Consider the following 15,122-nt stretch of genomic DNA (forward strand, 5'->3'; position numbering starts at 1 on the left):
CATTAAGCCAGCAGACCATTCTGCTGGCTTATGTGTATCGCCACATAGGAACTTACTTAAATCGTCTGTTTAGACTATGCAAAGTACAAACTGAAAAACAAAAAAGGAGAGCTAACCTGCTCTCCTTTGTATTTTAACCGTGGATAAACTAAGCCACATTAACCGATTTAGCTAAACTGCTACTTTGGAAAAACTCATCATGCAATGCGCAAATCGCGTGCTGGTATTCCTTATCACCGACAACAAATTGAACATTTACATTTCTCAATGATGAGTGCAGTGCAACTGGCGTAACGCCATTATTCATCAATGCAAGCACACCTTTCGCCAACGTCTTGTTGGTATCAATTTGAGAACCGATGGCTGAGATAAGCGCGACCATACGACCTTTAATCGAGGCATTCGGATAACGTTTCTCGGCTTTATACAATACTTTGTTTAAGCTATCAGTACTGCCACCTAGATAGTAAGTAATAGAGTTAGCGTTCATCTCTTTACCAACCAAACTTACACGAGCATCGGAGATGATTTCCATCAATTCGTAACTAACGTTATCGGCTTTTCCCACCATTGCTTGGTCAAACAAATGCAGTGCAAATACTTTTTCTTTACCTGCGATAATCTCGACTTTGTCTTCTTCCGGACGATAGCTTGAAGAGATCAAAGTACCTTCGTGTTCAGGTTCGAATGTATTTTTAATCTGTAGCTCAATACCACTTTCACGCAAACCCGCAGCGGCATTTGGGTGAATCGCTTCCATGCCAAGGTTCGCAAGTTGGTCTGCTACGTCATAGTTTGTACTACCAATTGGTAATACTTTTTCAGGGCCAACAACGCGTGGGTCTGCTGAGCTCAAGTGGTACTCTTTGTGAATTACTGCTAAATCCGCTTTTGTTATTGCTGCAATTCGGCTAAATGTCATCTCACTATAACCTCGGTCATAAGTGTGCATTAGGCCCTCTTTACAGTAAGCATAACCTGTCACGATTGGCAGTTCTTTTGATACATCGATATCAGCAAACGCGTCACTGATCGACTCATCAAGGCTTCTTGGCGCTTGATTATCCCAACCAGACAGGTCAACGAACTTAGCGTTAATACCCATATTTTTTAGTTTTAGTGCTGTGTTGTAAGCACTATGTGCCTCACCGATAGACGAGAGAAACTCTCGAATTTGAGGCAAGTACTGGCGCAACGAAAATTGACCGTACTGACAGGTTTCTAAAATATTCGCGATACAGTTTTTCGCTTCAGCAATGCGGGATCGAATGAATTTATCCGCACGGATACGATTCATTGGGTCCGCAAAAATATTTTCATTGGTCAGCAACATACGGCTTTCAACGTACGCTAACGCTTCTTCCCATTTGTCGTCGCGTTTCGCGATAAGCTGATAAACGCCTGGTTTACTGGTTTTTTTACACTCGAGCAGCGCATCGGTCATACCACCGTATGCAGATACGACAAAAATACGATTGTATGGCGTTTTGGGACGAAGAATAATATTGTCGAGAACAGCATCAAATGCTGTCATTGATGTACCGCCGATTTTTTCTACGGTAAATGTCATGATAAGCCTTTTTTGATTGGTAACTTTAAAAAGAAAAAAGAAGAGATAGTAAAGTGTGGGGTGGCAAAGCACCCCACCATCATCTTTTAGTCAACGAGAGGATAAACACCGTTTTCATCGTGCACTTCAGCGCCAGTAATCGGTGGGTTGAACACACACGCCATTACCATTTCTTTATTCTTATAAGCTCTCAAGTAGTGCTCATCGTGTTTATCAAGGATGTATAATGTACCTGGTTTGATTGGGTACGTTTCTCCACCTACAACTTCAATCTCACCTTCACCACTCATACAAAACACCGATTCAAGGTGGTTTTGATAGTGAATATGAGTTTCTGTATCTTCATAAATCGTTGTGATGTGGAAAGAGAAACCCATGTTGTCGTCTTTCAACAACATGCGGACACTTTCCCAGTTATCTGAAACAACACGTCGTTCGCTGTTGCGGCATTCATCTAGAGTTCTGACGATCATAATTAAAATCCTTATTAAGATGCTTGTTTGAAATGTTTCGCAGCGATAGTCTCTACTGCATTTTCAAAGATGCTTAGTCCTTGATCTAGCTCTGATTCGCTGATGGTTAGTGGGCAGAAGAACTTCACAACTTCATCGTCTGGACCCGCTGTCTCTATCACCATTCCATTCTCGAAACAGTTTTTCGCGATTTCAGATGCCATGTCACCATTGATACATTCAATACCAACCATCATGCCGCGGCCTTTTTTCTGCACAAACATTTGTGGAAAGCGACGAACACAACGGTCAATAACAGCACTTACCTTGTCTGAACACTGCTTGATGTGTGTTTCAAAATCATCGTTTGCCCAGTAAATTTCTAGTGCTTTTGCAGCAGTAATAAAGGCGTGATTATTGCCACGGAACGTACCGTTATGCTCGCCTGGCTTCCACTGGTCAAGCTCAGGCTTAAGTAATACGACAGCCATCGGCAAACCGTAACCACCGATCGACTTCGATAGCGTCACGATATCCGGTTGGATACCAGACGGCTCGAAACTAAAGAAAGTACCGGTACGTCCACAACCTGCTTGAATGTCATCGACAATCATAAGAATGTCATTGGCTTTACAGATTTTGCTCAAACGTTGTAACCACTCGTTTGAAGCAGCATTTAAACCACCTTCACCCTGCACAGTTTCAAGAAGTACAGCGGCTGGTTTATCCATACCTGCAGAGTTATCATTTAGCATTGTTTCGAACAGCGCGAGACCATCTACGCCAGCGTAACCTTCAAATGGAATACGAGTGACGTTACTTAGACTAGAACCGTTACCTTGTCTGTGATGCTGGTTACCCGTTGCAGCCAGTGCGCCAGCAGTACAACCATGGAAGCCGTTAGTAAACGCAACGACGCTGTCGCGGCCTTTTACTTTTTTAGCCAGCTTCAATGCCGCCTCAACAGCGTTAGTACCTGTTGGGCCCGTAAACTGAACCTTGTAATCCAAGTTTCTTGGTTTAAGGATGTAAGTATCCAACGCTTCCAGAAACGATGCTTTCGCTTCTGAGTGCATATCCAAACCGTGAGTAATACCGTCCATTTCAATGTACTCAAGCAACGCTTGTTTTAGTACTGGATTGTTATGGCCGTAATTTAGAGATCCCGCTCCAGCAAGGAAGTCTAAGTATCGTTCACCTTGTTCTGTTTCTAGCCAGCAGCCTTTCGCTTTACGAAAAACGACCGGGAAATTGTTTGAATATGAGCGTACGTTGGATTCCTGCTTTTTGAAAATATCCATGATGAGACCGTTTTTAATTCCTATTGTTTGAGGATTATTTGAGAGGAATGCGATACAAATATTCTGTATCGTGTTTGCCTTTAAAGTGGGCTTCTTCATCCAAAAATGTGCTTACTTGGCCAGAATTGCCGTTCATCGCATCTAACTTTTTGAACAGTGCCCAAGAGGCTTTATTATCTTCCGTGATGGTAGTTTCTACCGATTTAACACCGCCTAATTCCTCTCGGGTGAGAAGTTCTTTCAACATGCGGAATGCTAAACCATGACCTCTAAAGCGAGGTGAGACTGCAACTTGCCAGACAAATAAAACGTCTTGCTCGTCTGGTTTCTGATAACCGGAAATGAAACCTGCGATTTCGCCTTTTTGCTCAACCAAAATACTGGTTTTGCTGAAATGCGTAGACTGTAGGAAATTGCAATAAGATGAGTTCATGTCCAATGGAGGACAGTCTGCAATCAAGCTGTAAATGTCGTCACCATCAGAGATTTTAGGCTCACGAAAAATCCATTTTTTACTTGAGTCTTCTCCAATCTCTGGATAAAGGACCCAAGGTGCTGATGTGATCATGTGAAAATACATATCCTTTGAGGTCTAATTAAATTTCCTTTTTATTATGGGCATCCCTCGCGACTAAAAATCAAATAATCCGCCTTTTTATCGGTATTTTTGTGATATACGTCACAAAAATAAACCTATTAACCAAAAGTTAAAATAGTTCGAGGTCTAATTTATTAAATAGTCACCTAAATGAGAAGCACAAAAAACAACCAGAATAAGACCGTTTTCCATGCTGTTCATTTCTCAGAGAAAAATAGAAATCCAAAAAAAAGCGGCATGCTTTCGCATACCGCTTTTATCAATAATTTAACTGCTGATACTAGTTATTTTGATTTCTTAGAAACCGCCTTTGGACGAGGTTCATCCATCAAACCTTTTATCAAAGATACCGTTGCAACAAGCAAAACAATAGTAAATGGTAAACCAGTCGTCACCGCCATTGCTTGAGCAGCAGCTAGACCACCACCCAACATCAATGCAATCGCAACCAAACCTTCAAACGTACACCAGAACACGCGTTGTGGCGTTGGTGCATCGACCTTACCGCCCGCAGCAATAGTATCAATAACCAGTGATCCTGAGTCAGAAGAGGTAATGAAGAACACCACGACTAAGATAATGCCGACAAAAGATGTTATCTCAGCCAATGGCATAACATCTAACATGGCAAAAAGTTTTAAAGGTAGTTCTGCGTTAAACACCGCCTCGTAGCCATCATTAACGTATTGGCTAATTGCGTTACCGCCAAAAGCCGTCATCCATAACACACAAACTGAAGATGGGATAAGAATAACGCAAATAATAAACTCACGAACTGAACGACCGCGAGACACACGTGCGATGAACATACCCACAAATGGTGACCAAGAAATCCACCACGCCCAGTAAAACGCCGTCCAGCCTTGAGAGTAATTCACATCCTCTCGTCCAAATGGCATAGATAAGGCAGGGATATTAGCCACATAGGAAACGATGTTCTCGAAGAAACCAGTTAAAATCGCAATCGTCGGGCCAACAACAATAACAAATAGCAATAGCAGCGCTGCAAGACCCATGTTGATTTCAGATAAGATTTTCACGCCCTTATCGAGTCCAGCCACAACAGAGATTAAAGCGAGCGCAGTAATACCAATAATCAATATAACCTGCGTGGTATTGGTCATTGGGACATCAAACAGGAAGTTCAAACCCGTTGCGGCTTGAGACGCACCGTAGCCTAGCGATGTTGCTAAACCAAAAACCGTCGCTACCACTGCAAGAATATCGATAATATGACCAGTCCAACCCCATACACGCTCACCAAACAAAGGGTAAAAAATTGAGCGCATGGTGAGTGGCAAACCTTTGTTAAATGAAAAGATAGCCAGTCCAAGAGCCAAGAGCGCGTATATTGACCACGGATGAAGTGCCCAGTGGTAAATCGTCGCAGCCATCCCTAATGCCGAAGCTGCAGTTGCATCACCCTCTGCACCACCTAGCGGTGCCCAGTCAGTACGTACACCATTCTCAACGCTCACGCCACCAATCGCAGAACTAAAATGGGACATCGGTTCTGATACACCGAAGAATACGAGACCAATGCCCATACCTGCAGCAAATAGCATTGCCAACCATCCGGCATAGGAGTAATCCGGTGTTGCTTCAGTACCACCGATTCGCACACGGCCCAATGGTGTGAAGATCAATCCGACACAGACAATGACAAAAATATTACCTGAAGCGAGAAAAAACCAGTCTAAATTGTGTAACAAACCCGCTCGTAGGTCTGCAAAAAACGGCTCTACCTGTTCTCGGAATAATAGTGTTATCACAACAAACATGACGATTGCTAAGCCAGAAATTGCAAAAACACGGTTGTGAATATCAAGGCCAAATGGGCCTACCTTTAGCGCAACGTTATCCTGACCAATTTGATAGTCAGTATCTATTGCGTTTACTTTTCCATCGGGGCGTTGAATGCCACCGTTATTATCGGTGCTCACGGATAATCTCCTTAAAAATACGTGACCAAGTTTAAATTACTTTCGTCGGAGTTCGAGTAATGAAACGTCTTCATCACTACCAAGCACATGTTCATAAAACATTGTTCTTATAAGCGGTTACTCAATCCGCCATCATAATCTTAAAGCCCCCTATCTCTCATTGCATTTTATTGTTTTCACCATAAATAACGCCTATTGCCAAACCGAAGATATTGGCATGTTTCGATTAAAGTGATACTGCAGTTGTGCTTGAAACAGCTCCGCAGTTGCTAACGCATCCGTCAGGGCATGGTGAGGTTGATAAGCAGGGAGGCCATATCTTTCACGAGCGTGCCCTAATCGTACAGAACCGGGTTTCTTGCCTTTCAACTTATTGATAAAACCTCTGCATTCACGGCGTTGTATCGCATACTCAATATCTAACGTATCAACAACAGGAAACTGTATCCCCTCTCCGATGCTATTTAGCAAGGCGTTATTAAAGAACTGCCTTTCAATGTTCTTGTAGTGAACAAGTACCACTTTGCCTGACAACGCATCCAATATTTCACCCAAGATCTGAGACAGCTGCGGCGCGTTTTTAACCTCAGAGTCAGTGATACCGTGAATAATGACAGACTCGTGGTTTAACTCTCTGTTTGGGTTAACGACCCAATGAGCAGAGCCATTACATTGAACACGATCAATAGTAAACGGCACAAGTCCGATCGTGAGAATGACATCCTCTTCCGAGTTCAATCCTGTTGTCTCAAAGTCTACCGAGACAAATGGCACTTGTTCAATTGGTGTTTCCCCATTAACCATCGGTGTCGAATAATAGCGTTTGAGCCTCTGGTCTTTCGCTTCTTTAGCGAGTTGTTTGAACAACATTGACCACTCTGGCGTCTGGGATGTATCCAACAACGGATGTTCTTTTTCTGCCTTTTTTGAGAACCACATCATTTGCTACTTCTCTGGTATCGAAACTTAATGAAGTTCTGTGCGTTACTTAGAATTTGAAATGCTGCTTTTAAGTTTCGACGTTCAAATTCAGACATGTTCTCCGGCTCAATATTGTTGTCTGGCTCTTCTCCATTTTCTATATCAAGGGCTTGGTGACGAATTCGAACCATGTAGATTAGCTCCATCGCATCCCTTAAATCCAAACCTCGACCTTTCGGTAAAATGCCAGCATCATTAATGTCATCTAAACGGTCGAAAGAGTTTTGCGATCGCGAACCGATTGCCAAAGAATGCACCCGTATTAAATCGGCCAACGGAGCCGTCCCCCTTCGCTTCAAGTTAATCGAGTTGCGATGACGACCATCTTTCTCCATCACAAAGTCTTTGAAAAAGCCCAGTGGAGGCGTCCTACGTATTGCGTTATACGCCATACAAGCAAGAAAGCGGTTATTTCTTTTCGCTCGTCTCACAATAAAGCTGCTTAATTGCTCCGCCCATTTCACTCGCCCATGCACACCGAGGAGATCAAAAAAGATATTACTATTTAACAATCTCTCAGGGGTTGGATTGTCTATCCAGTTTCCAAAGCATTCTTCCCATTCTGCACGAGTTTTTCGCCATTCTGGGTTGGTAGCCATAATGTCTCCAGTACAATAAGCATAGCCGCATGCCGCTAAACCATCACAAACAAATTTAGCAAACTTTTCAAAGTACTCTCCGTGAATCTCAACGTCATAACTGTTATCGAGAATAAGCGCGTTATCTTGATCCGTTACAATTAGCTGCTCATCCCTCGCCATTGAACCCATTGCGACTAAACAATAAGGAATGGGCGCTGGGCCGAACTCTTGCTCAGCTAATTCAGCGAGGCGTTGTTTGAAACTACTGCCTATAACCGACATGGCTCGACCAATCATGTGCGCGTTGGCATCTTCATTGACCATTCTTACGAAACAGTCTTTTACTTGTTCAGAAACCTGCTTGAGATCCTCGACACTGGTTTGCTGAAAAATAGAGCTCACTAGCAATAGGCTGTTCTGAGATTCATAACGAACGATGTCCGTCATGCCAATAATTCCTATCGGCTTTTTATCTTTTAAAATTGGTAAATGATGCACGTTGTAACGCAACATGGTTAACATGGCCTCAAACACATAGGCGTTATAATCTAATGAAACCACGTCATAACTCATGACCTCACTCACTGGAATATTGGTATCAATACCCTGAGCTAGTACGCGAATGCAAAGATCGCGATCAGTCAAAATTCCAAGCAGCTGTTCGTCATCTTCTTCTGTGAGCTCCTCTGTCGGGCGAATAATGAGCAGAGAGGTGACGTTTTCCTCTGCCATTAGTATCGCAGCTTCCTGAATTGAAGCCGTTGCCTCCAGAGTTACTGGATCTCTTGCTAAGATTTTACGTGCCTTAGCGGTGGTAAAGTCATTGCTTTCGGAGCGGCTAGATATTGCGCTTCGCAAACGCGCGCTATCTTCCAGTTCCATGTAGTCCGCAAAGTTTTCAAACTCATCACAAAGTTCATTGAAGATGTTTTCCGGAATACAGTAAACGAGAGTGTCTTCTATCGCTTTGGCTGGCATACGTACGCGGTTGTTCATCAACAACCCCATCTGACCAAACAGTCCACCAGCATCAATCCTGTTGTAAAGTTCACCTTTACGTCGATAAATCTCTACCGCCCCACTTCTCACCATATACAAGTCGCGGATCGTATCTCCGAAGTTAAGGATTTTTGTTCCTTGCCGAAAGTATGCAACCTCGGCATTGAGAGCAATTTTTCTAAGCTGCTCTTCAGGTAGGTCATCAAAAGGTGGGTACTGGCTAATGAAATTGAGCACTTCTAACTGTTCGGCTTCCATTTTTTATTCCATACGTTGCCTAAACTACAGCGATAAATATCACCCTGAGTGAAATCAAGCAATAAATAAATCTAAGGATAACAGTACCTAACCGATTTCACAGGACCAAGTCTTAATCAAAAATTAGAGCTCTAACCTTTTTATATGTAGAGTTCTAAGCTATCACAGCTTATATCTATGCAAGCGAGTTGAGTTGAAATGTACAAAAAAATTCAAAATAAATTCAACCCTACGTCAGGGCAACGTTATGGCGGATAAAAACACATCACAAGCAATTGTTTTAAATATAAAAAACAAGAATTGAACATACCTTGCTCAACGAACTCTCTATGCACGGCAGAACTAGTTAACCAACCCCCTTTCGTTGAAAGTTGAACTAAAATTAATTAGAGTACAAATCGTTAAACAGTTATAAACACACGAAAAAGGACAGATAACATGGATCCCATACTGGAAGTTAAGGGACTGTATAAAGTGTTTGGAGAAGACCCAGAGAGAGCCTTCTCGCTTATCGACAAAGGCGTCGATAAAGACGGTATTTTTGAACAGACAGGTTTAACAGTCGGCGTAAACGATGTATCTCTCACCATAAATGAAGGGGAAATTTTCGTAATCATGGGCCTTTCTGGCTCCGGGAAATCCACCCTTGTTCGACTTCTTAACCGGCTCATTGAGCCGACTAAAGGTAGTGTTTATCTCAAAGGAAGAGATATCGCCCACATCTCCGAAAATGAACTTCGAGAAGTTCGTCGTAACAATATCTCAATGGTGTTTCAAAGTTTCGCACTCATGCCACACATGACGGTGATTGAAAATGCCGCCTTTGGTTTAGAACTTGCCGGCATCGACGTTAATGAGCGTCAGAAAAGTGCCCTTTCCGCCTTAGAAAGAGTGGGTTTAGACCCTTATGCAGAATCTTTCCCTGACGAATTATCCGGTGGTATGAAACAGCGCGTTGGTTTAGCGAGAGCGTTAGCTTGTGATCCAGACATCCTATTAATGGACGAGGCGTTTTCCGCTTTAGACCCATTGATCCGTTCTGAGATGCAAGATGAGCTTATTCGTCTACAGAACGATGACAAACGCACAATTGTCTTCATTTCTCATGATTTGGATGAAGCAATGCGCATTGGCGACCGTATCGCCATCATGCAAAACGGTGAGGTTGTTCAGGTTGGTACACCTGATGAAATATTACACAGTCCAGCAAATGATTATGTCGAAGCGTTTTTCCGCGGCGTAAACATCGCAAGTGTCTTGACAGCAAAAGATATCGCGCGCAAGAAGCCAGCGGCTGTTTTTAAGAAATCGGAAAATGACGGTCCAGGCTCTGCGATGCAGATTCTGATGGATCACGACCGTGATTACGGTATTGTCGTCGATAAATCTAGCCGATATTCCGGCATCGTATCTCTTGATTCACTACGTTTGGCTCATAAAGAAAACCGTTCGTTAGCCAGTGCTCAATTACCGGATGAAGTTACTCTTCAGCCTGATCAGTCAATTAATGACATTTTGGGTCTGGTTGCTGGTGTTCCTTATGCCGTGCCTGTCGTAGATGAGAAAGGAACTTACTTTGGTGTCGTGACTAAATCACGTCTTCTACAAACACTAGATAAGGATTAACACGATGTCTTCAGAGCAAACTAACAATGATCCCTGGTCAAATACTGCTCCTGCGCAAGATGATCCTTGGTCGCAAGGTACAGAGGCCGCGCCAAGTAATGATTGGCTCAACTCAGAAACTGTAGAGCAAGCACCATTCGATATTATGAACCCATTCCAAGATGCGGTTTTACCCCTCGATAGCTGGGTAGAGTCCGGTTTGAACTGGCTGGTGGAACATGGTCGACCTGTTTTCCAAGCAATACGAGTTCCAATCGACTTTATTCTAACGTCGTTTGAAACTGCTTTGGTGTCTACACCTGCGCCTATAATGGTACTCATTTTATTTTTGCTAGCGTGGCAGTTTTCCAATGTAAAACTTGGTTTTTCTACTCTTGTATCCCTTGTTTTCATCGGCCTAATTGGTGCGTGGTCACAAGCGATGACAACGCTAGCACTGGTGTTAACCGCCGTTTTCTTCTGTTTGCTTATAGGGCTACCAATGGGGATATGGTTGGCAAGGAGCCAAACCGCTGCCAAATTTGTTAGGCCAATATTAGATGCAATGCAAACGACTCCCGCGTTCGTTTACCTTGTGCCAATTGTTATGTTGTTTGGTATTGGTAACGTTCCTGGCGTAGTAGTAACGATCATTTTCGCCCTGCCTCCCGTTGTGCGCCTGACTATTTTGGGTATTCAGCAAGTACCTGAAGAGCTTATCGAAGCTGGCCACTCTTTCGGGGCAAACAAAAAACAGATGCTTTATCGCATCCAGTTACCGTTGGCGTTACCAACCATCATGGCAGGTGTAAACCAAACCTTAATGCTGTCACTTTCTATGGTAGTGATTGCTTCAATGATTGCTGTTGGCGGCTTAGGCCAAATGGTACTTCGTGGTATTGGCCGACTTGATATGGGTCTTGCTGCCGTTGGTGGCTTAGGCATCGTTATTCTTGCGATTTTGTTAGACCGTATCACCCAGGTGTTAGGGGTTAATGCGGGCAACACTAAACTTCGCTGGTATCACACAGGTCCTGTTTCATACCTATTAAAACTGAAAACAAAGACGAACCAAGACGATCTAAAACTTAGGAGAAACATCAATGAATAATTCATGGAAGAAAGCGCTCTCTGTTGGAGCTCTAAGTACTATCGCATTTTCAACTTATGGTGTGGCAAGTGAACTACCGGGTGAAGGTGTCACTGTTCAGCCTGTTCAATCAACCGTTGCAGAAGAAACATTTCAAACGTTGATCGTAAACCGCGCACTTGAAGAGCTTGGTTACGATGTTAAACCGACCAAAGAAGTGGACTACAACGTAGGCTACACCTCTATTGCTAAAGGTGATGCTACTTTCTTAGCGGTTGGTTGGTTCCCTCTTCACGCCGATAAGTACACGATGTCTGGCGGTGATGATAAGTTCTTCCGTAAAGGCCAATACGTAAGTGGTGCTGCGCAAGGTTATTTGATCGATAAGAAAACCGCGGAAAAATATAACATCACGAACATTGGTCAGTTAAAAGATCCAAAATTGGCGAAGCTATTCGATGCAAACGGCGATGGCAAAGCGGACTTAACTGGCTGCAACCCAGGTTGGGGTTGTGAAATGGTTGTTGAACATCAGTTGGATGCTTTCAAACTTCGTGACACAGTAACACACAACCAAGGTAACTACGCGGCGATTATCGCTGATACAATCTCACGTTACAAAAAAGGCGATCCGATTCTTTACTACACTTGGACACCGTACTGGGTAAGTGGCGTTTTAGTTCCAGGGAAAGATGTTGTGTGGTTAGAAGTGCCATTCTCTTCACTTCCTGGTGAGCGTAAGGACATTGATACGACACTAGAGAACGGTAAGAACTACGGCTTCGAGATGAACTCTATGCGCATCGTTGCTAATAAAGAGTTTACAGAAAACAACCCTGCTGCTGCAAAGCTGTTTGAAATCATCAAACTAAATATCAATGATGTTAGTGCTCAGAATATGATGATGAGCCAAGGTAAGAACAGCTCAGCGGACATCGAGTCTCATGTAAATGGCTGGATCAAAGCGAACCAGAAAAAGTTCGACGCATGGGTCGAAGAAGCGAAGAAAGCCGCAATGTAATCATGCCTTTATCAACCTCTAGAGCCAGTTGGTGTTATCAACTGGCTCTTTTTTTACACAAACGCCCCTCCCCCTTACATAGACATACCAACACTTACACTACTCGACCATAAACCCACATTATAATTCACGTTTATTTCACGCTTGCTTTGCTAAAAACAACACAACATAACAATTAAACTATTCGAATAAATATGAAAAACTTATCAAGGAGCTCTGTGTGGGGGCCTTTGCAGCCAATTGCTGCCTTTTCTTTGTTTTCGCTTCTATTTCTGTCTATCTCAAGAGTTTTGCTAGCTTTTTGGCAGATTGACCGTATTGACTCTCTAAACGACTTAATTTACATCCTAGGTCAAGGTTTGCGCGTAGATATTGCAACGCTTTGCTGGTTATTTATTCTTCCAGCACTGTTTTCAACCTTCATGCCATTAACCGGTAAGATGGGAGAGTGTTGGAAGCGAATATTACGCATATGGATGGTTTTAGGGCTTTGGGTGCTTGTATACATGGAGCTCGCAACAGCGCCATTCATTCAGGAATACGACCTACGTCCAAACCGCCTGTTTGTGGAATACTTAATCTACCCAAAAGAAGTCTTGAGTATGCTCTGGACTGGCTACAAATTAGAACTGTTTATTGGTGCGTTAGGTACAGTTTTAACCATCACTTTAGGTTGGAAGTGGAGTAAGAAACTGACCGATAAGGCGCAGCAGGTCAACTGGAAATGGCGACCACTATTGGCACTTTTCGTTGTTCTTTTTGGGGTTGCAGGTGCTCGCTCATCTTTAGGTCACCGCCCGCTAAATCCTGCTATGGTCGCCTTTTCTAACGATCCACTGCTTAACGACTTAGCACTGAACTCATCTTACTCATTGTTGTTTGCGGTTAATAGCATGAAGTCAGAAAAGAGTGCTGAGCAGTTCTACGGAAAAATGGACACTCAAAAGATGTTGGAATTAGTTCGCACTTCATCAACAAAGTCCGACTTCACCCCTTCATTACTCCCAACCATGAACAGTAACCCCGCGACTTACCAGGGTAAACATAAAAACTTAGTGATTTTGCTACAAGAAAGCTTAGGCGCCCAATTTGTCGGTGCTTTGGGCGGTTTGCCTCTAACACCAAACCTTGATGAACTCATGAAGGAAGGTTGGCAGTTCACACAAATGTACGCCACTGGTACTCGTTCTGTTCGTGGAATTGAAGCCGTAACCACGGGCTTTCCTCCATCTCCCTCTCGCGCTGTAGTGAAGCTGAGTAAAAGCCAAACGGGTTTCTTTACTATCGCGGACTTACTGAAAGCTCAAGGCTATCACACGCAATTTATTTACGGCGGTGAAGCCAACTTTGACAACATGAAAACTTTCTTCTTTGGTAACGGTTTTGATCAAATAGTAGAAGAAGACGATTATAACAACCCAAGCTTTGTTGGCTCTTGGGGTGTTAGTGATGAAGATCTATATAACAAAGCAAACGAAGAGTTTGAACGCCTTTCAAAAAGCGACAAACCTTTTTTTAGCTTAGTTTTTACGTCAAGTAATCATAGCCCTTATGAGTATCCAAAAGGCAAAATTGAGCCATACGATTCAGAACATATGACGCGTAACAACGCCGTTAAATATTCCGATTACGCTTTGGGCACTTTCTTTGAAAAGGCGAAAAAGTCATCTTATTGGGATGATACCATTTTCATTGTAATTGCAGATCATGATGCACGTGTTTCTGGCGCTAACCTTGTTCCAGTTAAGCACTTTCACATTCCAGCATTGATCCTTGGTAAAGGCATTCAACCACGTAAAGATGACCGCATAGCAAACAACATAGACATGCCGCCTACACTGTTATCTCTGATTGGGGTAGATGCTAAAACACCGATGATTGGTCGTGATTTAACGAAGCCACTGGCTCGCGACGATGAACGCGCAATGATGCAATACGACAAAAACTTTGGTTATTTAACGCGCGACAATCTCGTTGTGCTTTCCCCTGGTGAAAAGATATCGACCCTAGCGTACGACTTTAAAGACCAAACCATGAAGCCGCTAGAGGTGGACGAATCTATTATCGAGCGTGCAAAAGCAAACGCATTATTTGCATCTAAAGCGTATCAAAACAACTGGTATTCTTCCAAACACACTCATTAATACCAATGATTCCGCTGATAAAAAGGAGCTAAACGGCTCCTTTTTCTTATTCTGTCACTTACCTTCGAGAATGTTCTACTGACAACTCCTGTCGTTCCTTTCCGTTAGATTGCCCCTACTATTTCTAATTGATTAAGGAACAAACCATGCTGACTATCAATTCATTCGTTCTCTACGTTGAGGACATCCACATAAGCCAAGTTTTTTATTCGAAACTGTTCGAACGCAAAGTCACGCAGTTGTCTCCAACCTTCGCCGCTATTCCACTGACCGAAGGCTTAACGTTGACACTCAAGCAAAGAGATAATCTTTCACCCTACAGCGGAATTAGAGGTGGTGGCACCGAGTTGTCTTTATCGGTGCCCAATAGTCATATGCTAGAGCGCATTTACAAGCGCTGGAAAGACCTAGGTGTTGAGTTTGTTCAACCACCAGCGACATCAGTGTATGGGTTAAATTTTATGGCTATCGATCCAGATAAGCATCGCATTCGTGTTTTCATAAATGAATAAAAATGCGTTAAAAATGCTTTTTACCCATTCCCAATGTGACTTCAATAAATTAGACTCAAGGAAACAT

The 15,122-nt window shown here is 43.1% G+C and carries 12 protein-coding genes; 5 read left to right on the forward strand and 7 right to left on the reverse strand.

Features of this window, described 5'->3' with window-relative positions:
• Positions 1-148: 148 nt before the first annotated feature.
• The 7 genes from R7Q39_RS21305 to R7Q39_RS21335 form a co-directional block, all read right to left on the reverse strand.
• Positions 149-1,570, reverse strand: a complete 1,422-nt coding sequence (locus tag R7Q39_RS21305) for an aspartate kinase (protein ID WP_005377768.1) — start codon at positions 1,568-1,570, stop codon at positions 149-151.
• An 86-nt stretch (positions 1,571-1,656) separates the two neighbouring features.
• Positions 1,657-2,043, reverse strand: a complete 387-nt coding sequence (locus R7Q39_RS21310) for an ectoine synthase (protein WP_005377769.1) — start codon at positions 2,041-2,043, stop codon at positions 1,657-1,659.
• A 14-nt stretch (positions 2,044-2,057) separates the two neighbouring features.
• Positions 2,058-3,323: a diaminobutyrate--2-oxoglutarate transaminase gene (ectB, locus tag R7Q39_RS21315; RefSeq protein WP_005377770.1), complete on the reverse strand. Its 1,266-nt coding sequence runs from the start codon at positions 3,321-3,323 to the stop codon at positions 2,058-2,060.
• A gap of 34 nt (positions 3,324-3,357) precedes the next feature.
• The gene (ectA, locus tag R7Q39_RS21320) at positions 3,358-3,891 is read right to left on the reverse strand and encodes a diaminobutyrate acetyltransferase (protein ID WP_005393379.1); all 534 of its coding nucleotides are present in this window, start codon (positions 3,889-3,891) and stop codon (positions 3,358-3,360) included.
• A 314-nt stretch (positions 3,892-4,205) separates the two neighbouring features.
• The gene (locus R7Q39_RS21325) at positions 4,206-5,864 is read right to left on the reverse strand and encodes a BCCT family transporter (RefSeq protein ID WP_005377772.1); all 1,659 of its coding nucleotides are present in this window, start codon (positions 5,862-5,864) and stop codon (positions 4,206-4,208) included.
• 192 nt (positions 5,865-6,056) lie between these two features.
• On the reverse strand, positions 6,057-6,806 hold the full coding sequence (locus R7Q39_RS21330; protein WP_137281941.1) for a 3'-5' exonuclease: 750 nt from the start codon (positions 6,804-6,806) through the stop codon (positions 6,057-6,059).
• Positions 6,803-8,683 carry a DUF294 nucleotidyltransferase-like domain-containing protein gene (locus R7Q39_RS21335; protein ID WP_005377775.1) on the reverse strand — a complete coding sequence of 627 codons (1,881 nt, stop codon included), beginning with the start codon at positions 8,681-8,683 and terminating at the stop codon, positions 6,803-6,805. Before R7Q39_RS21335 ends, R7Q39_RS21330 begins: the two co-directional genes overlap by 4 nt.
• Positions 8,684-9,121: 438 nt before the next feature.
• Between R7Q39_RS21335 and proV the strand changes: the two genes are divergently transcribed.
• From proV to R7Q39_RS21360, 5 genes are all read left to right on the forward strand, one after another.
• Positions 9,122-10,309: a glycine betaine/L-proline ABC transporter ATP-binding protein ProV gene (gene proV, locus R7Q39_RS21340; RefSeq protein WP_005377777.1), complete on the forward strand. Its 1,188-nt coding sequence runs from the start codon at positions 9,122-9,124 to the stop codon at positions 10,307-10,309.
• Positions 10,310-10,313: 4 nt separating this feature from the next.
• A complete protein-coding gene (proW, locus tag R7Q39_RS21345; protein WP_005377778.1) occupies positions 10,314-11,399 on the forward strand; it encodes a glycine betaine/L-proline ABC transporter permease ProW in 1,086 nt (361 codons plus the stop codon).
• A complete protein-coding gene (gene proX / locus R7Q39_RS21350) occupies positions 11,392-12,399 on the forward strand; it encodes a glycine betaine/L-proline ABC transporter substrate-binding protein ProX (protein ID WP_005385703.1) in 1,008 nt (335 codons plus the stop codon). Before proW ends, proX begins: the two co-directional genes overlap by 8 nt.
• 194 nt (positions 12,400-12,593) lie before the next feature.
• Positions 12,594-14,543 (forward strand): LTA synthase family protein, encoded by a 1,950-nt coding sequence (locus R7Q39_RS21355; protein WP_318076802.1) that lies wholly within the window; start codon positions 12,594-12,596, stop codon positions 14,541-14,543.
• Positions 14,544-14,689: 146 nt separating this feature from the next.
• Positions 14,690-15,055, forward strand: coding sequence for a VOC family protein (locus R7Q39_RS21360; RefSeq protein WP_005377781.1), 366 nt, complete (start codon positions 14,690-14,692; stop codon positions 15,053-15,055).
• The last annotated feature ends 67 nt before the right edge of the window (positions 15,056-15,122 follow it).

The sequence above is a fragment of the Vibrio sp. 947 genome, assembly GCF_033339115.1.
GTDB lineage: Bacteria > Pseudomonadota > Gammaproteobacteria > Enterobacterales > Vibrionaceae > Vibrio > Vibrio alginolyticus.